We start from the raw sequence: 19,348 nt of genomic DNA, 5'->3' as shown, positions 1-19,348 counted from the left end.
TCATCGTCCTGCAAACAAGAAAAAGCTTCCATTTCTATAAAAGAGGCTTGCAAAATATTCGCGTGTGCATCCCAGGTAATATTTTTTTGTGTATTGCAGTTGAGGGAGACATGGCTCGCCACTCCCTATTAGTATGAGCTTTCATTGGTATTAAATTCGCAAAATTATTTTCACCATAACTTTCTCGTGCCGAACTTACATCAACATTACCGAGGTTGTCCCTTACCCATCCTTTTGGAAAAATATGATGTATTTGCACTCTATAAGCAGCATCATTCGTATCATAGCCTAAGTTCTCACTATCAACTATATCACGTGTTACAGAAATCATTAATGATAACTTTAACAACTGCTTATGGGCACCACCTATTTCCCCATCAAGGACAGTTCTTTTTATTTCGTCAAAACCAACAAGCGGGGCAATAGAGTCAAGCATTTCATTAGCTTCAGCACAATATCTTGACCCATCATAATGTTCCGTATCGTGAATAATTTTTATAAGCTTTCTCAAGTCACTACTAAACTTCGTTAAATAACCTTGATCATAGCGAGAATTTAAAGTGTTCCTCCAAAAAAATGCTTTAAATAAACTATTAGCTCTAAATATATATTGAGCACGACTTCCTTCATTGATATTGTAGCGAATATACCATCTTATAGAAAGATAAAGTACAACCTGCACCGGATATGGTATTTCATTTATTGATACACGCTTCCCAATTACATTACTAAAGAGATCGCGACAAATCTCTTCCAAGAAGTCACCATTATCTCTTACAAAAATTTCGTTATAAAATTCGAGAGGCGTTATTAATAAATCTTTTCCCTTTAAGGTCTTAGCAAATCCCGTTCCTTGAGTATGAGCATTAACATAGTCTGGCGGCATCGAAAGAAAGCAACCTGTTGCAATCTGGCACATAAACTCTTGACGTTTCTCACTAACCAGGTAACCAACACTTTGCAGCTCAGCTAAATAGTTAAAGGACTCTCTCAGGTTATAGGCGCCATTTGACTTCATAAATAAATTATTATGAATAAGATCAAAAGTTGAAACCTTTGTGCCTGTGGTATTTAATATATCGAATATCTCACATACTGCACCAAGGTCTAAGTTACTACTCAGGAGAGCAACCGGTATATCAAATTGAGCATACCTTTGCTGAAGCAAAGTAATTGATCGTATACGTCTTTGGCAAACCTTGTTATCAGGAACTACACCATCGGGGTAGTTTTCTGGATTGTAAATACCACCGTTATAATCACCAGCTAGATCTAATTGTGATATATTTATCAATCCTCTTCTTATGCAGTTAGAAAGCGAATCCAGCTGCTCTTGTTCATATTCATACTTTTTTTTATAAACTACATACTCTTCATCATCAGCATCACTTTGAATTTTATCTAAATCAAAAAACCAATACCCTGAAAATTTCATATTATTATTTGAATTTCTCAATCCTCCAAAGAGTATAGCTAATGCAGTCAATCGTTGCCTACCATCTAACACCATATTTACTACAGCAGGTGCTTGCTCATAGCTTCCATATTTAGTTGGGTTTGCTGCGGTTCCAATTTCTAGTTTGCCACCAGAGACATGATGTGCTATTTCAGGTTGCTCCCAAGCGGTAATTAGTCCCATTGGATAGTTCTTAACAAACGAAATAGCAAGTTGCTTAATCTGTGCTGGAGACCATACAAAACCACGTTGAAAATCAGGTATTTGAAAATTACCGTTAAAACATTTAGTTAAAATGTTTGATATGTTTATTTGCTCTACTCTCATTAGTTTCTCCTTAGTATATTTAGAATAGCTTTTGCCCGAGATGCCCCCACATACTCCACTTTCGAATTCGCGGCCCAGGCGGTGGCTCCAATATCCACCAGAATAACCACCGACGCTTCAAGGCCTTTCACTGCGGCTACGTTGAACATGCGAGCTTTGTATTGGGGGCTATGCTCTGCCAATGCTTGCAATACATAACTCTTAGCGACCTTAAAGGGCGTCAATAGCAATATATCTTCTGCTGTGAAGCCGTCTTCTTCCAGTTGGGTAATTGCCTTCTGTAATAGTGCCCATTGTTCCTCAGGCTTTTTCCAGGTGTGGATAGTGACAGCGTTCAGGCTGCTGGGCAGGTGTTCACCCGGTTCAGCGGCAGCACTGTGGCGTTCTTTCAACCAGCAGGCAATCTCAAAAGCGTTGCGGTAGTTTCGGTGTAGCGTGAAGGGGTACGGCACCATGCCATCGAAGATATCTACCGGTAGCTGATAGTCGCGTGCATAAAGATTTTGCTCAGGGTCAGCAAACAAGGTAACACATGCGTCTTCTGCCAACATTTCATGAATCGGTAGCCACCAGTCTGAGATATAGTCCTGTGCTTCATCTACCACCAGAGCATCCCACTGCTCAGGAGTCTGTTGCAGAGCTTCGATCAGCAAGTCTGGCGCGGTGTCATTGTAAAAGGCGCCTACATCGTCGGGCGTATCCGGTATGGGCCATCCCAGCCCGGCAGCTTCGGCGCGGCGCTGGCAAAGCTCATGGAAAGTAGCAATTTCAATAGTACCCAAAGATAAGGACGTCATGGCTTTTCGATGCGCTTCAGCAAGCGCGATGTTAAAGCACAGCAGCAGCACCTTTTACCTTCTCGGGCCTGTTGCTCTGCACGCATACGCGCCAGCACGCTTTTGCCGGTACCTGCTCCGCCATAAATTGCCATACGCGGGATATGCTCTAGCAGGCGCAGCACCCACTGCTGCTCTTCACTCAGGCGAAACAAGGCAGCGTCTACATCACGGGCCTGTTCGGCAACGCTGCTCGCTAGTGCACACGCCGGTCGCAAAAGGTGATGCTGAATCAGGGTCGCTTGCTGTTTGCTCAGGGGCAATGCGTTCACAGCGGCCCTACCCGCCCAGGCAGTATTCTTGAATCGTGCGGTCAGTTGAGCCTGACTCAAGCCTTCCAGGTCTCCCTTGAGCAATAGATGGTCGCGGTTCAAGGTCAGTTCAGGAAAGGTGCCCTGCCATTCACGGGTGTCCGGAAAAACCAGCACGGGCGCAATGGGCAGTTTGATACCCGGCAATACCTGGTTAAGGGCCTGCAACAGGCTGCCCGTCTGCTTTTTCAGCTGTTCAAGGGGTGTGGTGGATAATTTGTGTGTGCCACGATGGCCTTCTGTCCACCACTGGCCTTCACCATCGAGCCAGACGCCGCCACCTTTGACTTCCCAAAGCTGGATCCCAAACTGCGGATGAAAAAGCAGAAAATCGATTTCACCCACCCAGGTGCCTTTCTCATTGCGCGTCTGCGTTGCTAGGCTGTGCATGACTTCAAGCCCAGGAAAATCAAGCGCACGTAGCTGACGATAAACTCTGACTTCAGCTCGGGATGGCAAAGCCTCCAGTTCTGAATCGCTCAGGCGGGGATAAATATCGGCCACACTACCTCCCTGTTAGTTACCGAGTTTCATAATTTCAATTAGTTTAAGCCTAACCGAGCCGGGGCCTCTTGGGTACCCTGCCAACTAATAAATCCTTAGGTTACACCTTACTGATCACTGTGTTTTGCCAGCGCCAGCAAGCCATCAGCCATATCGGTCATCATATTGCGCCAGGCCAATGAGGTTAACCAGCGCTCGGGAATGGCCTCCATACCCCAGGCAGCACCGGCCAACTGGCCTGTTACAGCAGCGACGGTATCAGTATCATCACCCAGGTTGGCAGCAAGAATCAGGGCGTCTTCAAAAGAACCTGCTTGCCAGCAACACCACAAAGCCGCTTCCAGGGTATCAATGACATAACCACTGGATGATATTTCATGACGCTCGCAGTGTCGGAACAGACCTGCCTGTATCGCCAGAATGCTATCGCTCTCAGGTGACAAGGTCGGCAAATCTGTCAGTACCTGAACAATGGTCTCCCCTGAAGGAGGCGCCATAATACCTGACCGAATAAAGCAGCCGCATCTAGGCAATCTGGGCTGGCATGGGTCGTGCGGCTACTGGCCACCGCAAATTCAGCGGCCTGTTCAAGGCTGCTGGCCACCATCACAGCGGGGGCTAGGCGCATAATGCCGCCATTACCACTTTGATTAGCATCTGTACTGGCGCCATCCACTTTACGAGTGCGTTCAAACTGGCGCAGCGCCTGCTGTGTCGTCATACCGATATCAATGCACTTTCCCTGGCATGCCATGTAGCTTTCTCGCCACCATCTCAGATAACGGGATAACTGATCATGAGGATCCAACCCCTGACAATGAAGCAAGCTGTCTGCCAAGCACAGCGCCATGGCGGTATCATCTGTCCATTCGCCTGGCGCTACATTGAAAGCTCCGGCGCCGCACATTTCTGTATGTAGCGGATAACGGTCGCGGGCACAAAATTCCAGTGTGGTACCCAAGGCATCGCCGGTAGCCAACCCTAATAAGGCACCACGATAGCGCGCCTGCATCGTGACTGCTTGCGCGTCATGGTGGCTATGTGTGTTGAAACGATGCGACATATCAAGCTCCTTCAGCGTTCAGCAGTAGTGCTTGCATCATTTTAGGTGACCTATACGACGAATAATGTCGCACCGCCCTGCCATCATGGTGTTATCACCTCAGGCAGGAGACATTTATGGCGAACCAACCATGCTTCGATATTATCGGCGACGTACACGGACGTTATCAGACACTCATCAACTTGCTGGAAACACTCGGTTATCAACAGATTGACGATATCTGGCAAAAACCCGGGCACAAAGCGGTGTTTGTAGGCGACCTGATTGACAAGGGCGAGAATCCTGCCGGGGTGCTACGCCTGGTGCACGCCATGGTAGAGGCCGGCCATGCTCAAATGGTGGTGGGTAACCATGAGTTAAACTGGGTTCGCGATGCTCATGCGTTCCAACAGACGCCGAGTCAGTTTGTGCAGGCAACCCGCCAGCACCATGATCGCCGCCGCCTGGTTGAGGCTTTTGCCGCTGAGGAACAGGGTCTTGAGAACCTGTTGGCACACTTTCAATGGCTACGTGAACAACCCCTGTACCTCGAATTGGAGGATTGCCGCGTGGTGCATGCCTGGTGGCATGAGGCGTCGATTCATCACTTGAAGGCCATGGGCCTGCGTTGCCTGGATGATGCCACCATGGCCGCTTATGAAGACACTTATTCAAGCACCTACTTTGCCCTCGACCGTGTCGTCGCTGGTTGTGAACATACCATGCGCGCTCAGGCTTCACGCTCAGCGTTTCGCACCAACCGCCGCCGGGTGCGCTGGTGGCCTAAGGATGTTGCCCTTATCCACTCAGCCGAAATGGTGCCTTCACTGGCTCGGGAAGTTGGCTACTCGCGCAGCTCGGCGCCGGTTTTCTTTGGTCACTATGCCATGATAGGTACGCCGGTGCGCTTGGGGCCAAACGTAGCGTGCCTGGATTATGCCGCCGCCTACCATGGGGTATTGATGGCTTACACCCATACACCGGGTACGCCTTTGCAGTCGTCAAACTTTACGTGGGTTGACGTTCAAGAAACAGCGGCAACGGCCTGAGCTCGCTTTGATCGCATCCACTCCTGGGGAAATTGTTATGAACGAGAAACGTTTGGCGGGTTACTACTGGGTCAGTGTGAACAAGGAATGGGAGCCTGGTTTCTGGTCAGGCGAACACTGGCTACTGATAGGCGAAGAAGACCGCTATCAGGATGACGATATCGACCTGATTGGACCTGCGCTGGTGATGCCTAACCAGGGCGACTTTTTCGAGCCGATAAGCCCTCTCTGATTGAGGGAAAGTCGCCACTCGATGAAGAGACACGTCTGACATTAACCCAGCAGCAGCTGGAACATCATCATTCAATTAGCCCTACTGATGACAGCTGGGGGCTATATTGTACGGGCGATGCCTCACCCGCGGCGGGCGGTGGCGTCGGAGCGTTTTACTGGTTTGCATCGCGGGATGAAATGCTCAGATTCATCGTCCAAGTACTGCCCTTCAATCCCCCAGGCCCTGATCACGATAATCCCCTCGCCAAGCAGCATCAGGTCAGCGTGATTGCCGATGCCATCCGCACGGGTGCCATCAGCGAGGCACAGGGGTTGCTCCAACTTAACAAGGCCTTGGAGCACTATTCCCGTATCGAGTGGTGGGGCACCTTGGAAGCACTAACCGCCGGCCAGGATGATTTTGCCAGGCAAGTCATTAGTGCTTTTGAAACGGAGCAAGGACATCCGCTTTCAGTGCCTGTCAGTGAGCCACAGCGCAGCGCCTGGCTTGCCTTTCTGGGTGATTACGGGCTTTGAGAGTCTCTTATACAAGAATTGATTCAACGAATACCGACTGCCACAACGCACCGACGGTATGCTTCAGGAGCGCATCTCGATGATGGCCTTCTTTTTCAAATTGCCCTTCAAGCTAGCGGTACTTCTCATTGCTGGAGTAGCCGCTGCCACACTATGGAACCAGGCCACGCTGTCGGTGTTGGCATTAACACGAATAGACCCCCTACCGGAAACCCGTTCACTGATAGCGGAAGAACGTTATGCAGAAGCCGCTGATTATCTGGGCTTCTTCATGACCTATGATTATGTGGGAAATTCGCCTGAGGCGCAGATACTTTATCAGCAGATTGAAGAATCGCGCAGCCAATGGCGTTACCAGCTTGGCAAACTGAGTGAAGGCCTGCTGCGAGGAAGCAGTGACGAAACGATTGGCCAGATTGCCAGTGTCGCTACGGATTTCATGGTGATTGGCGATATCCGTGATCTAGCCAATCAAGGCGTCAATCTTGCACAGGGTGAAGACGTCGATGAAGTGATGGTGGCTCTTGCATCGCTGGGCGTGTTGGCAACCGGGGCTCAGGTAGCCAGTGGCGTGGGCACCGCCGCGTCCGGCGGCGCAGCGGCACCTGCGGTAGCAGGCACCACGGTAACCAAAAGCAGCCTGATTACTTTGAAGACGGCCAGGCGTTTGGGGCAACTGCCTGGCTGGCTGGGCAGGTCAATGGTAACGGCGGCGCGTCAGGCGCGCGAAACTCGACGATTGGGCCAGTTGAAAACACTTTTCAGGGACATCAATGTGCTGGCCAGCACCCGAGGTGGCATGCGAATGCTAGCAAAAACCCAAGATGCAGTGGAATTACGCCGAGCGGCACGCTTCGCAGAAACTTTTGGCCATCAGAGCGCCTCTCTGTATCGTGTAGGCGGCCAAGTGGCGATGGATGTCGCTCAGGGAGCCGGCAGACTGGGAAAGGGCACCATCCTGCTGGCCGCCACCTTTGGCCAAAAAGGGCTGGTCGCCTTAGATAAGGTCGGCGCATTGCGCTTTACCAAGCTGATCAGCCGGGGTGGCAAGATGGTATATAAGGGTGACGTGCTGACCTTGATCGCCAAAATGTTGCTAGCCCTGCCTAAATGGTGGCTATACAGCGTTATCGCCCTTGCCATTTGGCTGTGGATGCCACGCCGCCTGATGTCTGTTCTTTGGAAACCCTTCAGGCAACGTCATATCTCCACCTCTTGATAGGCTTAGCGCTTAAGGCACTGCTTATATTGCTCCACGATGGCGATCAGAGTCTCCATATCATGAATGCCCTGATCTTTGAGGGAGCGTGTCATATCGATTGGCCATGCCCCTTGATCCGATGCTGGTAGGGGCTTACGTTTTACCTTGTTTCGCTTAAAGCCGCGCTGGATAGGCTCAAGCATGACAGCCACTTCATCGGTATCGACATCATCAGGATTGAACTCACCTTCCAGCATTTTCAACAATACTGATCTTCCATGCTTGGTCACTCAGGAGAAAATGCGCAATAATGTCTTGTTATGTTATTCCTATAGACGATGTGATGCCTTTTGTGGTGACTATATAAAGATTATCATATAAAATTGTAATTATTGAAACCAGACATGAATATAGATTACCGTTACCGATATAACATGGACATTAAAAGAGATCATTAATAATGCCAACTCGTCAACCTCCAATGACCTATGAGTGCCATGTATGCCATTGGTCGAAAACTGTGGCAATAAGGCGTGCTGCATGCTGAGCACTTTGATTATTGTCTTGCCTTTGGGTATGAAACGCCAGAACGTCACTCAGGTACTTCCACGCTACACGGATTGCTATCTGTTGCGTTAATCATAACTCATCAAAGACAATAACTGTGACAATATCTTCGTAGATAGAAAATCCGTTATTTTTTATAAAGGTTATTACTGATGAAATTTTCAATAAAAAATATTTTTGTTTTTTTATTTTTTGGAATAACTATGGGCTTATCAGGGTGCAGTAATGAAACTCAGGAGTTGAAAAACAGGATAGATGAACTGGCAGAAAAGAACACCAGCTTGATGATTGAAAACACTACTCTGAAGAATGAACTTGAGTCAATATCAAATCGGGAGCAAGATAACAAGGAAAACCTGATGTCAATTTACGCTGATGAATTCAGACAGAGTATCTCTGAAGAAATTCGTACGGAAGCACACTACCAACGAAATGTAGTGGTTGCATCTTCTTTATTTTTTCTAATTGCGCTTTTTTCTTTAGTATATTTTTTTGCAGTACGCCATATTAGAAACGAGGTTATTCATGAAAAAATTAAAATAAAAAACGATAACAATGAACGTGAAATAGCATATCAAGCAGCAATGTCGGATTTTAAAAAAGTGAATGCTGAAATAGAAGCCAGGAGCTTTGTAGGTAGAAAGCTTCAGGATATCAAGAATGAAGTAGAAAGAGAAATAGGCAAGAACTAAATATCAAAACAAAGATGGTAAGGTCATGAAAAAATCATCGAGTGAAAATAACGAATATAACAAGGATGACACTATGAATATTGCTCTTATTGAGAAAGCCATTGATGGAGCAGTAGAGGTAGCAAAATTTATTTCTGGACAAATAAGTGAAAATAAAAAACAGAAAACGGAGGCAGAAAGAGAGAAAGACCGTATCATCAGCGATACTTTTAATAGAAATTTACAGCAACTAGAAAAAGCCAGAGAAGAAAACAGAAACCTGAATAAAGAAGTTAAGGAAAATCTAGAGAAACACAAAAGAGAAGAATCTGAACTTATTGCAAGAATTATGGAGGATCAGAAGAACAAATTTAGGGACTATGTTTCTATGATGAAATCCTCCCAAGAGTATCAAAATAAAATATTTGGTTTGCATATGTCATGGATGAATAACGTTCTGAATTCAAGTCAGTCTTCCATGTCAAAAATGGGTGAGGTATTAAGCTCGGCGCATGATAATGCTGATTTTTCGACTCAGGATAAATTAGACCATATTGGTGAAGTCAGGGAGAAAATAAAAAAATTAAAGATAAAATTGAAGAGGAGATTATTATTCTTAATCATGATATCAAAAACCTAACAAATTCTATCGAGAAAAACTCTGCAATAAAAGATTACATAAATGATAAAAGGGGACCTGATAGCAAGAAAGATAAACTAAAGATAACACTGATGGACATTAGAGCACTTGAAGAGATCAATGAAAAAGAAATTGAATTAATTAACAAGAAAAAAGATAAGGATATTGCTGAAAAACAGATATCTGTTATTGATAGCCAGATTTTATATATGAGAGAAAAAAATATAGAAGCACTCAATAAGATGAGGGAAGGTATGTTTGCTGCTATCAAGATTCATGAGCATGCCATAGAAAGTAAAAATATGTTTGAAATGAATGATCAGAATCATATCAATGAGCCTGCATATGAAGAAAGAGATATTACAATTTTAAGCCATCAAAATTTGATTGATAATAAATAATTATTTTTATTAAGCTTAAACTCGGTGACTTTCAACCCAGCAGTCCAGGTAACTGCATTTAAAGACGTATCGCGCCATAGCGACGCGATACGATAAGCTAAAGCGAAATTACGAGAGCATGGTGGCTTTAGAGTGTGGTTTTTTATGGCTCCCAATGTGAAACGTCAACAGACCCTAGTGGATTATGCGTAATACACGCAACATGTCCGATGTTGGCGTCTGCGCAATATGAGTCTCCCCGCTGGCGCGAAAGGCTAACATGGGGATCACCACGCTCGATCATCGCCAACCGTTGTTGACGGCTTACTGATCGAGCTTGCGCGACAAAAAATCTCGTTCCACCGACAGTCGGCCAATCTCACGATAAAGCTCGTCCGTGCTGGGCTCATCAGATAGTTTGCCCGTTTTCTTCTTGCCCTCGAAGAGAGCCATGGCGTATCCATCTTGTGTTGGTTGTGATCTGGGGTGATCAGCCAATAGGATACGCCACCCGCTCTATCTCCCTCCATACACAAGATCTGAGCTTAATTCGTGCTTTAATCACCCCGGCGACCCTACTTCAATCTTCTACTTTCTTCATTTTTGCGTACTCATCCTGTGCCCATTTTCTTGGGTCCACGCCCCAAATATATTTAAACCCTTTTAGAAACAAAGCCAAAAATATCAGTGGCATGATGAGAGTTTTAAATAAAAACGCAGCCATCAGATTAAGTAACGAAGGAATCACATCTTCCACTGTTGTAACTATCCGCTCCCATCTTGCCATATCACGGAACTCAGACATTTTATTTCTCATACTCGTCAACCAACCTTCATTGACGTTATTACCCTCAATCATATCAGTTGTATTTTTAATATCCTCGTCCAAAGCATTAAGTTGAGCTGTTAGCTCATTATGCTCAGCCTGTGCCTGCTCAACCAGACTAGCAGCTTCCTCTAGCTCTGCACTTGCCTGAACATACTCATCCTCACGAGAAAACACATTTAGCTTTTCGATAGTACCCATCTGTTCTTCAAGCTCCTCTACCCTATCTATAAACGTGCTGAGTTCAGCCTGTAGCTCTTCCAACACTTTTTCACGTGAGTTTATCTGTTCTATGATTTGCGTCCGCTCGCTCTGAAGCTGCTCGCGCATTGCGATAAGACCTTTTATTTCATCCTCATTTAAGTCATTTTCTGTACTTTGACTTTTTTCAAGCTGATTAGCGGCCCCTTCGACTTCTTGCATACTCGGCGTGATATTTCTATCTACAAATGCTTGGTCAACCACTCCATTCATAACAACAACCATTACAATGAGGAATCGTATCATGGCAAAAAAGCAAAAATACGAAATAATAGAAATGAGTAAAATCCATTACGAATATAAAGCGAAACAATGAACACTAAACCTAAAACCGTCAAACTCACCTTAAAGAATAAGGTAGATATTGCTTCGATCACTATTTTCTGAACAACTAGTGACGATATAGCAAACTTCATTGCGGAACTATATTGCTCAACCAAGTCGTTAATTGGGTCTAGTATTTGAAATGGTTGTATATCAAACCCAACACCAAAAGATGCGCTAACACTAATTGAAGAAGCGAGCGAGACAGCGGCATTAATAACCCGAGCTGTCGCATATGCTGCAAGTGCCTGAACGGTCGAAGCATTAACATATTCCTTACTTAAATAGTCGATTACTCCTGACCATGACACAAACAAAACCAATACGACTGCACCAGTAGTAACCAACTTTCTTTTTTGATCGATGTCTTTCAGCTCTATCATATCCCTTACTCCTTGCCATTTTGATTGACTTCACTATCCGAAGGGCCTTTTAAAAACACTGCCATCGCGCCTTCTGGGTTGGCAGCAGAAACCGTGGCGCAGTATTCATACCCCCGTGAAATTAGATTTTTCTCGCACCAGCCATTGCCATTGATCCCGCAGGCGATATAAATACCGAAATTAACGAGCGCGGCGAGCAAACCAATTTCGCTACCTGCCGGGAAAATGGCCAGGATGATCACCGCAATCAACAATACCGTTCCCAGCCCCCACATTTTTTTAATGAACGCCCAAATTGGGCCGAAAAAGAATCCCGGCCAGGACCAGCCCCGCTTCACCGCTTTGCGGTTTCCAGCTGGATTCTCATAGATTTTAAAAGTTTTCATCTCAGCGCTCCTTGCCAGAGTGTTGCGATCAGTGGCTTGAAAAATCGTAGTAACTCAATAGAGCACGGCCATACTCGGCAACGACACAGAATAGAGAAGTATAACGGCAGGACCCGACATCCGGTGTCGCATTACATCCATTTGTTGCGCAGGAAAAAAGCGCAATAAGCTTAGGCTATCATTCTGCCGAGCTTGGGAACAGCAGGTAGACCAGCATTCCCACTCGGTTCAAGCTCAAGCTTGGCGACTATTTGCTTTCCTAAGGTGAAGTTATAATTAATTTCATTTGAGAACCGGTTTTAACGCGATGTCCACTTCATGAAATCGTGTAGCGCTGGAACCTGCAGTCCCATATCGACGGAAAACTGATACGCATTCTCTGAATCATGTTGGTAGCGTAAGCCCGCAACCAAAATTTTCGCTCATCAGCGCTTAGAACATATCCTTTATCGTGCTCGCTGCCTTTTAACCTATCAGGCATTACCTGCCCTGTGAAAGCGAGTCAGGCAACGTGGCGTCCCCACTCTCTGAAGGGTTTAGCGCTTAAGGCACTGCTTATATTGCTCCACGATGGTGATCAGAGTATCCATATCATGAATGCCCTAGTCTTTGAGGGAGCGTGTCATATCGATTGGCCATGCCCCTTGATCCGATGCTGGTAGGGGCTTACGTTTTACCTTGTTTCGCTTAAAGCCGCGCTGGATAGGCTCAAGCATGGCAGCCACTTCATCGGTATCGACATCATCAGGATTGAACTCGCCACCCAGCATTTCCAACAACATCTTTCCGTGCTCGTTTGGCTGCCCGGCGGCGGCCTCCAACAGTGCTTCATAGCCGAGAGTACCGCCAATATCCTCCGGCGGGCAGGCCCTTTCTGCCTCTACTAACCGAGGGCAAGGAGATGTTTCCGCCAGATCTGTGGCTTCAATAGTGATGCGGTGCAGCCAGTCATCACCAAAATCGTAACGGTAGTAGAAGGTGTTTTCCTCGGCACGCGCCGCAATAGCTTTCAACTGGGCATTACGGGCCAGAGCAATCGGACGATCGCTCCACTCATCGGGCAGGCCGTAATAGCGGCCGTTGCATTCGAACTCGAAAAGATGCACCTCTTCCCACCCCATGACGGCCTGAATGACTTCATGCAGGCGCAATAAATTGATCTTTTCAGGTACCACCACACGCCGCCAGACCAGGGGATCAGTATATAAAAGCTCTATTTTCAAACGTATATCCGCCATGCGCCCTCCTCTCGGTTGAGTACCATATTACTAAAGTGGCCAGTGGCAACACAAAAAACGGTGGGAGATGGGTGTCGTCGCTGCAAGCGATGCCCGTAATCCGAAAGACTGCTAGCCGTCAAAAATTTCACTTTCGCCCAGCACTCTGCGCATACGATCAATGAAGACGCGCCGTTTTTGCCAGGCAAACGGACAGAGGCGTAGCCGTGGGGTCAGCTCCAGTTGAAGACCGCGTTGATGCCCCCGGTTACAGATATTGTGGTTCCCACGGCCGTGAAAAATAGGATGCGGCTGACTCTTCACACCAGCGCGTTTCAAGTCAGATTCAACCTGCTGTCGAAGTTCAATGTTGTCACCTCCGGTGTAGACAATGGCGCCACGGCCCATGCAACCATGAATTGTGATCACTAAAGCCGAGCGGCTTGCGAGCGCCAGGGCGGCAGGCTCGTCAAACGCCGTGCTGGTGATGTGTAAATCCCAGTTGTGGCGCTTCTTGTTTCCGCTAAAAATATAATAGTTAAACGTATCGCCTGCGATTCGCTTAGTAAGTGACGATGTACCCGGCTCTATTTTTCCGCCATGAATGGCCATAATGGTGATTGGTGAGCCACGGTCTGCAATTTCAATCGAAAATGCTCCGTGGGGTTGCTCGCTTTTTAACTCGGCAAAGCTGCTGTAGTGGTCGCCACGTTGGCGAATCCAGCCCTTTCTGCGTAGCCACACGGTTGCGCGTCCAAGCATAGACTGTAAACGCATGTTTACCATTCCCCGTTCTCGATAAGTGCCTCGTGCTTAACCTCGGAGTTATAGAGATAACACCATGCTTCGCCGTGCCGGGTGGTGAGAATAACGCGGTTGTATAAACCTTCTTTAGGTGCGTGCGCGTTGTAGCCTTCAAGCTGATCGAGCAACGCTAATTGTTCTGTGTTGATGGTGTAGACCTCAACTACTGAGCCAGCTGATGCCTCCGCTTTGGCCCCAGGGTAATGACCAAGATCATAAAGCGTGATGGCTGTAAGGCAGTCGTTGCCAAGTAAGGGGGCACCATTGAGCCAGTAATGATTGTGTTGGCCTTGTTTAAGCGTGCCGTATACGGCAACGCGTGGGCAGCGCTGTATATCGCGTTGTAGGTGTCCCATTTCTTTATCCTTTTGTGCACCAGTAGGGTGTCTACTTCATCCAACAGCAGTACGGTGGCTGCATTGCCATTCTAGGGCTTAGCCAGCTGAGCCAATAACCGCTATTACGCGTTGGAAAAAAGACGTTGTCGCACATATTCAGGCACATCTATCTTGGAACAGCCTTCCAGAAACGCTGCTTCCAGTGCATACGCCATACGTTCCAGCGGCATCTCATGGTACTCATGCGCGCTCCATTCATGTAAGTAGCGAGAAACAAAGCCCACCGCTCCAAGATGCTGCCACTGAGCGACATGGATCAGTTCATGAAAGTGCACATTCAGTGCGTCAGCAACCGAAGGCAATAGATAATAGGTATTATCCAACGTCAGGCCAGCCACGTGATTAAAGAAGGCTGACTCAATGCCAACGGACTGGAGAAGCGACTCATCAGGCAAGGGGATCTCAGGCACGATGACGTAATGACATTGAGAAAGAAAGCGTTCCGAGAAATACCCCGCTAATGGCGCCTTCCACTTCCGACAACTACGGCGATGAGGGGCAAACGCCTGATTCGTCTTTTCAACCCATTGAGTAATGGCGGCTGACAATGCTGCTGCCTTGGGTATCGTCGGATGAGTCGTGACTGGTTCTACTGGCATTCTCATGGACTCCTTGGCGCGAGGACGATGTTCAGTCACTGGAATAAAAACGACATTGCCCACTTTATCACCAGGTACCGACATATAATGTCGCAACATCGGTCAAAATCTGGCGTATTGACCAGCATGATGATTTTTCTTGTTTGCGGAGCCTGCCATGTTAGCGAATGTTCTTGATAGTGTGACGCGCCATTTTTATCAAATGATACGTGGAGCTGAGCACCCGCAGGCATGCTCTGATGACGGGCGAATCGCGTTCGATTTCCAGGCAGCCGTTGGCTACCCCTGACCCTCTACCTTTCACCGTGGCAATCGCCCACACCCTTTGCCTGGGAAAGCTATTCTTACGGTGAACGGATTGCACAGGGCGAATTTCTTGCGCCCGCTGGCATTCGCTGGGATATGTTGGTGGCCAGCAAGGAAGCGACCCTGTTGGCAGGCATACCAGAGACGGTGCGCCACGTTATTCACGCAGCGCCTTTTCTGGGGTTGGAACTGGCCCAGGTATGTGGCCAGTCCGCCAGCGCCTATGAGCTGGCCGAATCATCCCCCTTGCTGTTGATCTTTCTGGTGGATACCGGTGTGCAAGAGGGTTGGTCGGCTGATCACTTCAATGATTTGCTGGCACAGAAGCAGACCGTGCAATGCGCTGCCGTCGGGCTACCCAACGCATCAGCAGTCGCCCGGCTATTACGCCGCTGCCGTCTGGCCCCCATGGGGCAGCGCGAATTGCAGGAGATCCTACGCACCCTTCAGCGTGCAGAAGACGTTCGGTTGTTGAGCCACCACCCACACCCCAGCGTGGCGCATTTGAGCTTTCTGGCGCGCTATGAAAGAGACCGTTGGCCAGGCTTACCCAGTCTGATTGATGAGGCCCTGTTTGACCCTGATTCAAGGCTCATTCCGGGCAGATCAACCTGGCTGCACCGTATGCTGACGGATACCTTACAGATGCTGCCTGACGGGAACCTGCGAGCACTTCGGTCAGTCACTACTTCTCGCCAATTGCAAACACTGCATGATCGCCTGGTTGAGCGCTTCAATGCACGGCTCAGAGACGGCAAAGACCAGCGCAGTGCCGACCAGCTTCAGAGACGGCACGGTGATTACCCTGCCCCACCCTTAGCGGGTAATGAGCTTATCGTACCGATTACGTCCTGGCAGGGCCTGCTGGATGAAGGCCAGCAGATGTCGCACTGTGTGGGGAGCTACGACCGTCTGGTGGCGCTCGGCCAGGTAGCCATCTACCATATGGGCAGCCCGCATCATGTGACGGTGGCCATCACCCGGCAAGGGCATCGCTGGGTTATCAGCCAGGCGCGTGGGCCACGCAACGCCATTCCTTCTACACAGGCACAGGCCCTGATTCTGGCGTGGCTTGAAAACCAGTGAAAACCTCCCACGGCCATATATCGACAGCCCTGCTATTAGAAACCCCGTCTACGGAAAATCCGTCTGTAGAAACCCTTGAGGTAAGTGATATGAGTAAAAAGAAAAAGCACGCATTGCATAATGCCCAACACGCAGCGCTAAGAACGCCCCTGTTTCACCAGCGCGTTGTTAAGGCCAAAAAAGGTAAAGGCAGTTACTCCCGTAAGGGCAAGTCTTCAAGAGGGCAACCCAAAGCTGCATAAGGTGTTGCTTTGGATTGTCCTCCTGTTGTCGCGCTTTTTCTCACCTGATGACTTTTTCCGACATGGTTTGTCGTACCCGCCCTGTAGGCTTGCCTGACGATCTATCAGGGAGGCGAGATAATGACAGATTCAATGGGCGTTTATTGTTCTTCTTCATTCGCGTCATTGTCACTGCTGGCACAACAGGAGTTGAGCAAGTGGCAGCAAGATCGTGAACGCTGGGAAACCACCTTGCCCGTCATGAGCTGGATGAGCCAGTTTCTGACACTCACACCCACCGCGGAAGATCAGGCGCATTTCGCCAGCACCGATGGGCGCCACCTGTATTTTTCACCGACGTTGAGCGCGACACTCACGGATGAAGAGCGTGTCTTTTTGCAGGCACATCTGATCTGGCATTGTGTCGCTGGCCACCTGGCCGCCCCACTGGTGGCGTCTCCCAAACGCTGGCACCTGGCCTGCGATCACGAAATCAACAGTCTCTTGCTGGAACTGGGGTTATCGCTGCCTTCCAAGGCGTTGATTTTCCCTATCTGCATTGGATTAAAGGCTATCCAGGTCTATGAGTGGTTATCTGCACATCCCAGACTGGATGACGAAGGCTCCATGGATATTCATCCTGCGGCGCTCTGGACGCATGATCTTGCCTGCCTGCCTGACCTAAGCCTGATTGCCCTATGGCGACGTCGGGCTCATGTGGCCGTACGAGAATCGCCTGCCCTGCCTGCCAGGGTCGCCGATTTCTGCGCAACGCGCTAGACTCAGGATACTTCGCCATGTTGCTTTCATTAACACTTTGCCAGGACAGGACGTCCCATGTCTGATCTCCGCGATACCCTCTTTCGTTACCTTGCGTTGTTGCAGCTGATCCCGCGGGCCCCCGGGCGTATTTCAACGCCAGTGCTCAAGGCCAAACTTGAACAACGCGGGTTCCAGATTGATACCCGCTCCTTGCAGCGTGACCTGCGTGATCGTTTATCTCTGCATTTCCCACTGACCTGTGATGACGACCAGAAACCCTACCAATGGTATTTCGACCGTGATTTTCATTGTCACCTGCCCGCGCTGGATACGCCCAGCGCCTTGACGCTGGTGCTCGCTGAAGAATACCTCAAGGGATTATTACCGCCGGTGGTGGTGGGTCAGCTGTCGCCTCAGTTCACTGACGCTCGGCGCCTGCTGGATAGCCTGAGCGCCAATGGTCTGAGCCAGTGGGCGCGCAAGGTCAGGGCCATCCCCAATGGCAAGGCCTTGATACCGGCTGAGTTTGACGAAGCCACCTGGCAAACCGTCGCCCAGGCCTTGCTTGAACAAAAGGCCATTGAGGTGGATTACCTTTCCCGTGCCAGGGAGACCTGTAAGCAGTTCATCTTGCACCCTCAAGGCCTGGTGAGCCGCCATAGCGTGACGTACCTGCTGGCTACCGTGAATGACTATCGCGATCTTCGTCAGTTTGCTCTGCACCGCATTCAGGCCGCTCGTCCGAGCGACGTTGACTGGCGTGCCTTGCCGGACTTTGACCTGGATGCCTATATCGCCGGGGGTGCCTTTGGCTACCTGCAGGGCAAAGCCCCTGTCACTCTGGTGGCCAACGTTGCCCCTCAAGTGGCCTGGTTGTTGAGCGAAACACCTCTGGCCGACGAGCAGACGTTGTCCCCCTTACCGGATAGTCACTGGCAGTGCCTGGAAGCCACGGTGCCGGATGACCAGCAAACCCTATGGTGGTTGATGGGGATGGGCGCCAATGTCGACATCATCGAGCCGCCCCACTGGCGAGCCGAAATTTATGCCACACCGTACTGCTGTTGGATGAAGTAGACACCCTACTGGTGCACAAAGGATAAGAAATGGGACTACAACGCGATATACAGCGCTGCCCACGCGTTGCCGTATACGGCTGCCTTAAACAAGTACTTACAATCATTACTGGCTCAATGGTGCTTATAGCAACGACTGCCTTACAGCCATCACGCTTTATGATCTTGGTCATTACCCTGGGGCCAAAGCGGAGGCATCAATGACTCCGGTTGAGGTCTACACCATCAACACAGAACAAGGCTCCGTCAGCTTGAAGGCTACAACGCGCACGCACCTAAAAATACAGCCGCGTTATTCTCACCACCCGGCACGGCGAAGCATGGTGTTATCTCATAACTCCGAGGTTAAGCACGAGGCTTATCGAGAACGGGGAATGGTAAACATGCGTTTTGCAGTCTAATGCTTGGACGCGCAACCGTGTGGCTACGCAGAAAGGGCTGGATTCGCCAACGTGGCGACCACTACAGCAGCTTTGCCGAGTTAAAAAGCAGCAACCCACGGAGCATTTTCGATTGAAGATTGCAGACCATTGGCTCACCAATCACCATTATGGCCATTCATGGCGGAAAAATAGGGTACATCGTCCTTAAGCGAATCGCAGGCGATACGTTTAGCTATTATATTTTAGCGGAAACGAAGCGTGGCGACCGCTTTACATCACCAGCACGGCGTTTGACGAGCCGCCCTGGCGCTCGCAAGCCGCTCGGCTTTAGTGATCACAATTCATGGTTGCATGGGCCGGTAGCGCCATTGGCACCGGAGGTGACAACATTGAACTTCGACAGCAGGTTGAATCTGACCCGAAACGCGCTGGTGTGAAGATTCAACCGCATCCTATTTTTCACGGCCGTGGGAACCACAATATCTGTAACCGGGGGCATCAACGCGATCTTCAACCCAGGCTGACCCCACGGCTACGCCTCTGTCCGTTGCCTGGCAAAAACGGCGCGTCTTCATTGATCGT

At 48.9% G+C, this 19,348-nt stretch carries 26 protein-coding genes and 1 pseudogene; 13 read left to right on the top strand and 14 right to left on the bottom strand.

Annotated elements, in window-relative coordinates; genetic code table 11:
• Window positions 1–34 precede the first annotated feature (34 nt).
• From HLB35_RS00125 to HLB35_RS17760, 5 genes are all read right to left on the bottom strand, one after another.
• Window positions 35–1,783 (bottom strand): DUF262 domain-containing protein, encoded by a 1,749-nt coding sequence (locus HLB35_RS00125; RefSeq protein WP_171701055.1) that lies wholly within the window; start codon window positions 1,781–1,783, stop codon window positions 35–37.
• A complete protein-coding gene (locus HLB35_RS00120) occupies window positions 1,783–2,580 on the bottom strand; it encodes a DEAD/DEAH box helicase (protein ID WP_171701054.1) in 798 nt (265 codons plus the stop codon). The genes HLB35_RS00125 and HLB35_RS00120 overlap by 1 nt, the downstream gene beginning before the upstream one ends.
• On the bottom strand, window positions 2,577–3,434 hold the full coding sequence (locus tag HLB35_RS00115) for a nuclease-related domain-containing protein (RefSeq protein WP_171701053.1): 858 nt from the start codon (window positions 3,432–3,434) through the stop codon (window positions 2,577–2,579). The genes HLB35_RS00120 and HLB35_RS00115 overlap by 4 nt, the downstream gene beginning before the upstream one ends.
• Before the next feature lie 107 nt (window positions 3,435–3,541).
• The gene (locus tag HLB35_RS17765; RefSeq protein WP_216601336.1) at window positions 3,542–3,886 is read right to left on the bottom strand and encodes an ADP-ribosylglycohydrolase family protein; all 345 of its coding nucleotides are present in this window, start codon (window positions 3,884–3,886) and stop codon (window positions 3,542–3,544) included.
• Window positions 3,887–3,891: 5 nt separating this feature from the next.
• Window positions 3,892–4,497, bottom strand: coding sequence for an ADP-ribosylglycohydrolase family protein (locus HLB35_RS17760; RefSeq protein ID WP_216601335.1), 606 nt, complete (start codon window positions 4,495–4,497; stop codon window positions 3,892–3,894).
• 116 nt (window positions 4,498–4,613) lie between these two features.
• Between HLB35_RS17760 and HLB35_RS00105 the strand changes: the two genes are divergently transcribed.
• The 4 genes from HLB35_RS00105 to HLB35_RS00090 all read left to right on the top strand — a co-directional run bounded on the left by HLB35_RS00105 (window position 4,614) and on the right by HLB35_RS00090 (window position 7,494).
• A complete protein-coding gene (locus HLB35_RS00105) occupies window positions 4,614–5,525 on the top strand; it encodes a metallophosphoesterase (RefSeq protein ID WP_171701052.1) in 912 nt (303 codons plus the stop codon).
• 37 nt (window positions 5,526–5,562) lie between these two features.
• Entirely contained in the window at window positions 5,563–5,757 is a 195-nt protein-coding gene (locus tag HLB35_RS00100) for a hypothetical protein (protein WP_171701051.1), read from the top strand.
• Window positions 5,758–5,936: 179 nt separating this feature from the next.
• Window positions 5,937–6,275, top strand: a complete 339-nt coding sequence (locus HLB35_RS00095) for a hypothetical protein (protein WP_171701050.1) — start codon at window positions 5,937–5,939, stop codon at window positions 6,273–6,275.
• A 79-nt stretch (window positions 6,276–6,354) separates the two neighbouring features.
• Window positions 6,355–7,494, top strand: coding sequence for a hypothetical protein (locus HLB35_RS00090; RefSeq protein WP_216601334.1), 1,140 nt, complete (start codon window positions 6,355–6,357; stop codon window positions 7,492–7,494).
• A 5-nt stretch (window positions 7,495–7,499) separates the two neighbouring features.
• Here HLB35_RS00090 and HLB35_RS00085 read toward each other — a convergent pair whose 3' ends face one another.
• Entirely contained in the window at window positions 7,500–7,739 is a 240-nt protein-coding gene (locus HLB35_RS00085) for a hypothetical protein (protein WP_171701049.1), read from the bottom strand.
• Window positions 7,740–8,195: 456 nt separating this feature from the next.
• On the opposite strand from HLB35_RS00085, the gene HLB35_RS00080 reads away from it, so the two are divergent.
• The 4 genes and pseudogenes from HLB35_RS00080 to HLB35_RS00065 form a co-directional block, all read left to right on the top strand.
• Complete coding sequence (locus HLB35_RS00080; RefSeq protein WP_171701048.1) at window positions 8,196–8,735, top strand: coiled-coil domain-containing protein; 540 nt, start codon at window positions 8,196–8,198, stop codon at window positions 8,733–8,735.
• Window positions 8,736–8,808: 73 nt separating this feature from the next.
• A complete protein-coding gene (locus tag HLB35_RS00075) occupies window positions 8,809–9,354 on the top strand; it encodes a hypothetical protein (RefSeq protein ID WP_171701047.1) in 546 nt (181 codons plus the stop codon).
• A gap of 92 nt (window positions 9,355–9,446) precedes the next feature.
• Window positions 9,447–9,755 carry a hypothetical protein gene (locus HLB35_RS00070; protein ID WP_171701046.1) on the top strand — a complete coding sequence of 103 codons (309 nt, stop codon included), beginning with the start codon at window positions 9,447–9,449 and terminating at the stop codon, window positions 9,753–9,755.
• A 58-nt stretch (window positions 9,756–9,813) separates the two neighbouring features.
• Window positions 9,814–9,915 (top strand): annotated as a pseudogene (locus HLB35_RS00065) (IS5/IS1182 family transposase); the annotation flags it as partial.
• Window positions 9,916–10,058: 143 nt separating this feature from the next.
• Here HLB35_RS00065 and HLB35_RS17755 read toward each other — a convergent pair.
• The 8 genes from HLB35_RS17755 to HLB35_RS00030 form a co-directional block, all read right to left on the bottom strand.
• Window positions 10,059–10,187: a hypothetical protein gene (locus HLB35_RS17755; protein ID WP_268895870.1), complete on the bottom strand. Its 129-nt coding sequence runs from the start codon at window positions 10,185–10,187 to the stop codon at window positions 10,059–10,061.
• A gap of 127 nt (window positions 10,188–10,314) precedes the next feature.
• Entirely contained in the window at window positions 10,315–11,034 is a 720-nt protein-coding gene (locus HLB35_RS00060; RefSeq protein ID WP_171701045.1) for a hypothetical protein, read from the bottom strand.
• A 29-nt stretch (window positions 11,035–11,063) separates the two neighbouring features.
• The gene (locus HLB35_RS00055; RefSeq protein WP_171701044.1) at window positions 11,064–11,528 is read right to left on the bottom strand and encodes a hypothetical protein; all 465 of its coding nucleotides are present in this window, start codon (window positions 11,526–11,528) and stop codon (window positions 11,064–11,066) included.
• A 5-nt stretch (window positions 11,529–11,533) separates the two neighbouring features.
• A complete protein-coding gene (locus tag HLB35_RS00050) occupies window positions 11,534–11,914 on the bottom strand; it encodes a DUF2628 domain-containing protein (protein ID WP_171701043.1) in 381 nt (126 codons plus the stop codon).
• Between the two features lie 602 nt (window positions 11,915–12,516).
• Window positions 12,517–13,152 carry a plasmid pRiA4b ORF-3 family protein gene (locus HLB35_RS00045; protein ID WP_171701042.1) on the bottom strand — a complete coding sequence of 212 codons (636 nt, stop codon included), beginning with the start codon at window positions 13,150–13,152 and terminating at the stop codon, window positions 12,517–12,519.
• Between the two features lie 111 nt (window positions 13,153–13,263).
• A complete protein-coding gene (locus HLB35_RS00040; protein WP_171701041.1) occupies window positions 13,264–13,908 on the bottom strand; it encodes a poly-gamma-glutamate hydrolase family protein in 645 nt (214 codons plus the stop codon).
• Between the two features lie 2 nt (window positions 13,909–13,910).
• Window positions 13,911–14,291 carry a gamma-glutamylcyclotransferase family protein gene (locus HLB35_RS00035; protein ID WP_171701040.1) on the bottom strand — a complete coding sequence of 127 codons (381 nt, stop codon included), beginning with the start codon at window positions 14,289–14,291 and terminating at the stop codon, window positions 13,911–13,913.
• A 104-nt stretch (window positions 14,292–14,395) separates the two neighbouring features.
• Complete coding sequence (locus tag HLB35_RS00030) at window positions 14,396–14,932, bottom strand: hypothetical protein (RefSeq protein ID WP_171701039.1); 537 nt, start codon at window positions 14,930–14,932, stop codon at window positions 14,396–14,398.
• Window positions 14,933–15,340: 408 nt separating this feature from the next.
• On the opposite strand from HLB35_RS00030, the gene HLB35_RS18005 reads away from it, so the two are divergent.
• From HLB35_RS18005 to HLB35_RS16315, 5 genes are all read left to right on the top strand, one after another.
• On the top strand, window positions 15,341–16,324 hold the full coding sequence (locus tag HLB35_RS18005) for a PcfJ domain-containing protein (RefSeq protein ID WP_171701038.1): 984 nt from the start codon (window positions 15,341–15,343) through the stop codon (window positions 16,322–16,324).
• 89 nt (window positions 16,325–16,413) lie between these two features.
• Window positions 16,414–16,566, top strand: coding sequence for an alternative ribosome rescue factor ArfA (arfA, locus tag HLB35_RS17750; protein ID WP_171701037.1), 153 nt, complete (start codon window positions 16,414–16,416; stop codon window positions 16,564–16,566).
• A gap of 120 nt (window positions 16,567–16,686) precedes the next feature.
• Window positions 16,687–17,325, top strand: coding sequence for a DUF2201 family putative metallopeptidase (locus HLB35_RS00015; protein ID WP_235936908.1), 639 nt, complete (start codon window positions 16,687–16,689; stop codon window positions 17,323–17,325).
• Between the two features lie 57 nt (window positions 17,326–17,382).
• Complete coding sequence (locus HLB35_RS00010) at window positions 17,383–18,384, top strand: helix-turn-helix transcriptional regulator (protein ID WP_171701036.1); 1,002 nt, start codon at window positions 17,383–17,385, stop codon at window positions 18,382–18,384.
• A 725-nt stretch (window positions 18,385–19,109) separates the two neighbouring features.
• Window positions 19,110–19,348 (top strand): hypothetical protein (locus HLB35_RS16315; protein WP_216601333.1); only part of this gene is annotated, 239 nt, incomplete at its 3' end.

Origin of the sequence: Vreelandella azerica (genome assembly GCF_013112225.1) — a bacterium.
Taxonomy (GTDB): Bacteria; Pseudomonadota; Gammaproteobacteria; order Pseudomonadales; family Halomonadaceae; genus Vreelandella; species Vreelandella azerica.
This window is presented reverse-complemented; position numbering and strand designations above follow the sequence as displayed.

What these genes read in the sequence shown, in the direction of transcription:
- HLB35_RS00125 (WP_171701055.1), bottom strand. Translation starts at nt 1,783, where the DNA reads ATGAGAGTAGAGCAAATAAACATATCAAACATTTTAACTAAATGTTTT.
- HLB35_RS00120 (WP_171701054.1), bottom strand. Translation starts at nt 2,580, where the DNA reads ATGACGTCCTTATCTTTGGGTACTATTGAAATTGCTACTTTCCATGAG.
- HLB35_RS17760 (WP_216601335.1), bottom strand. Translation starts at nt 4,497, where the DNA reads ATGTCGCATCGTTTCAACACACATAGCCACCATGACGCGCAAGCAGTC.
- HLB35_RS00105 (WP_171701052.1), top strand. Translation starts at nt 4,614, where the DNA reads ATGGCGAACCAACCATGCTTCGATATTATCGGCGACGTACACGGACGT.
- HLB35_RS00100 (WP_171701051.1), top strand. Translation starts at nt 5,563, where the DNA reads ATGAACGAGAAACGTTTGGCGGGTTACTACTGGGTCAGTGTGAACAAG.
- HLB35_RS00095 (WP_171701050.1), top strand. Translation starts at nt 5,937, where the DNA reads ATGCTCAGATTCATCGTCCAAGTACTGCCCTTCAATCCCCCAGGCCCT.
- HLB35_RS00090 (WP_216601334.1), top strand. Translation starts at nt 6,355, where the DNA reads ATGATGGCCTTCTTTTTCAAATTGCCCTTCAAGCTAGCGGTACTTCTC.
- HLB35_RS00080 (WP_171701048.1), top strand. Translation starts at nt 8,196, where the DNA reads ATGAAATTTTCAATAAAAAATATTTTTGTTTTTTTATTTTTTGGAATA.
- HLB35_RS00075 (WP_171701047.1), top strand. Translation starts at nt 8,809, where the DNA reads ATGAATATTGCTCTTATTGAGAAAGCCATTGATGGAGCAGTAGAGGTA.
- HLB35_RS00070 (WP_171701046.1), top strand. Translation starts at nt 9,447, where the DNA reads ATGGACATTAGAGCACTTGAAGAGATCAATGAAAAAGAAATTGAATTA.
- HLB35_RS17755 (WP_268895870.1), bottom strand. Translation starts at nt 10,187, where the DNA reads ATGGCTCTCTTCGAGGGCAAGAAGAAAACGGGCAAACTATCTGATGAG.
- HLB35_RS00060 (WP_171701045.1), bottom strand. Translation starts at nt 11,034, where the DNA reads ATGAATGGAGTGGTTGACCAAGCATTTGTAGATAGAAATATCACGCCG.
- HLB35_RS00055 (WP_171701044.1), bottom strand. Translation starts at nt 11,528, where the DNA reads ATGATAGAGCTGAAAGACATCGATCAAAAAAGAAAGTTGGTTACTACT.
- HLB35_RS00050 (WP_171701043.1), bottom strand. Translation starts at nt 11,914, where the DNA reads ATGAAAACTTTTAAAATCTATGAGAATCCAGCTGGAAACCGCAAAGCG.
- HLB35_RS00045 (WP_171701042.1), bottom strand. Translation starts at nt 13,152, where the DNA reads ATGGCGGATATACGTTTGAAAATAGAGCTTTTATATACTGATCCCCTG.
- HLB35_RS00040 (WP_171701041.1), bottom strand. Translation starts at nt 13,908, where the DNA reads ATGCGTTTACAGTCTATGCTTGGACGCGCAACCGTGTGGCTACGCAGA.
- HLB35_RS00035 (WP_171701040.1), bottom strand. Translation starts at nt 14,291, where the DNA reads ATGGGACACCTACAACGCGATATACAGCGCTGCCCACGCGTTGCCGTA.
- HLB35_RS00030 (WP_171701039.1), bottom strand. Translation starts at nt 14,932, where the DNA reads ATGCCAGTAGAACCAGTCACGACTCATCCGACGATACCCAAGGCAGCA.
- arfA (WP_171701037.1), top strand. Translation starts at nt 16,414, where the DNA reads ATGAGTAAAAAGAAAAAGCACGCATTGCATAATGCCCAACACGCAGCG.
- HLB35_RS00015 (WP_235936908.1), top strand. Translation starts at nt 16,687, where the DNA reads ATGACAGATTCAATGGGCGTTTATTGTTCTTCTTCATTCGCGTCATTG.
- HLB35_RS00010 (WP_171701036.1), top strand. Translation starts at nt 17,383, where the DNA reads ATGTCTGATCTCCGCGATACCCTCTTTCGTTACCTTGCGTTGTTGCAG.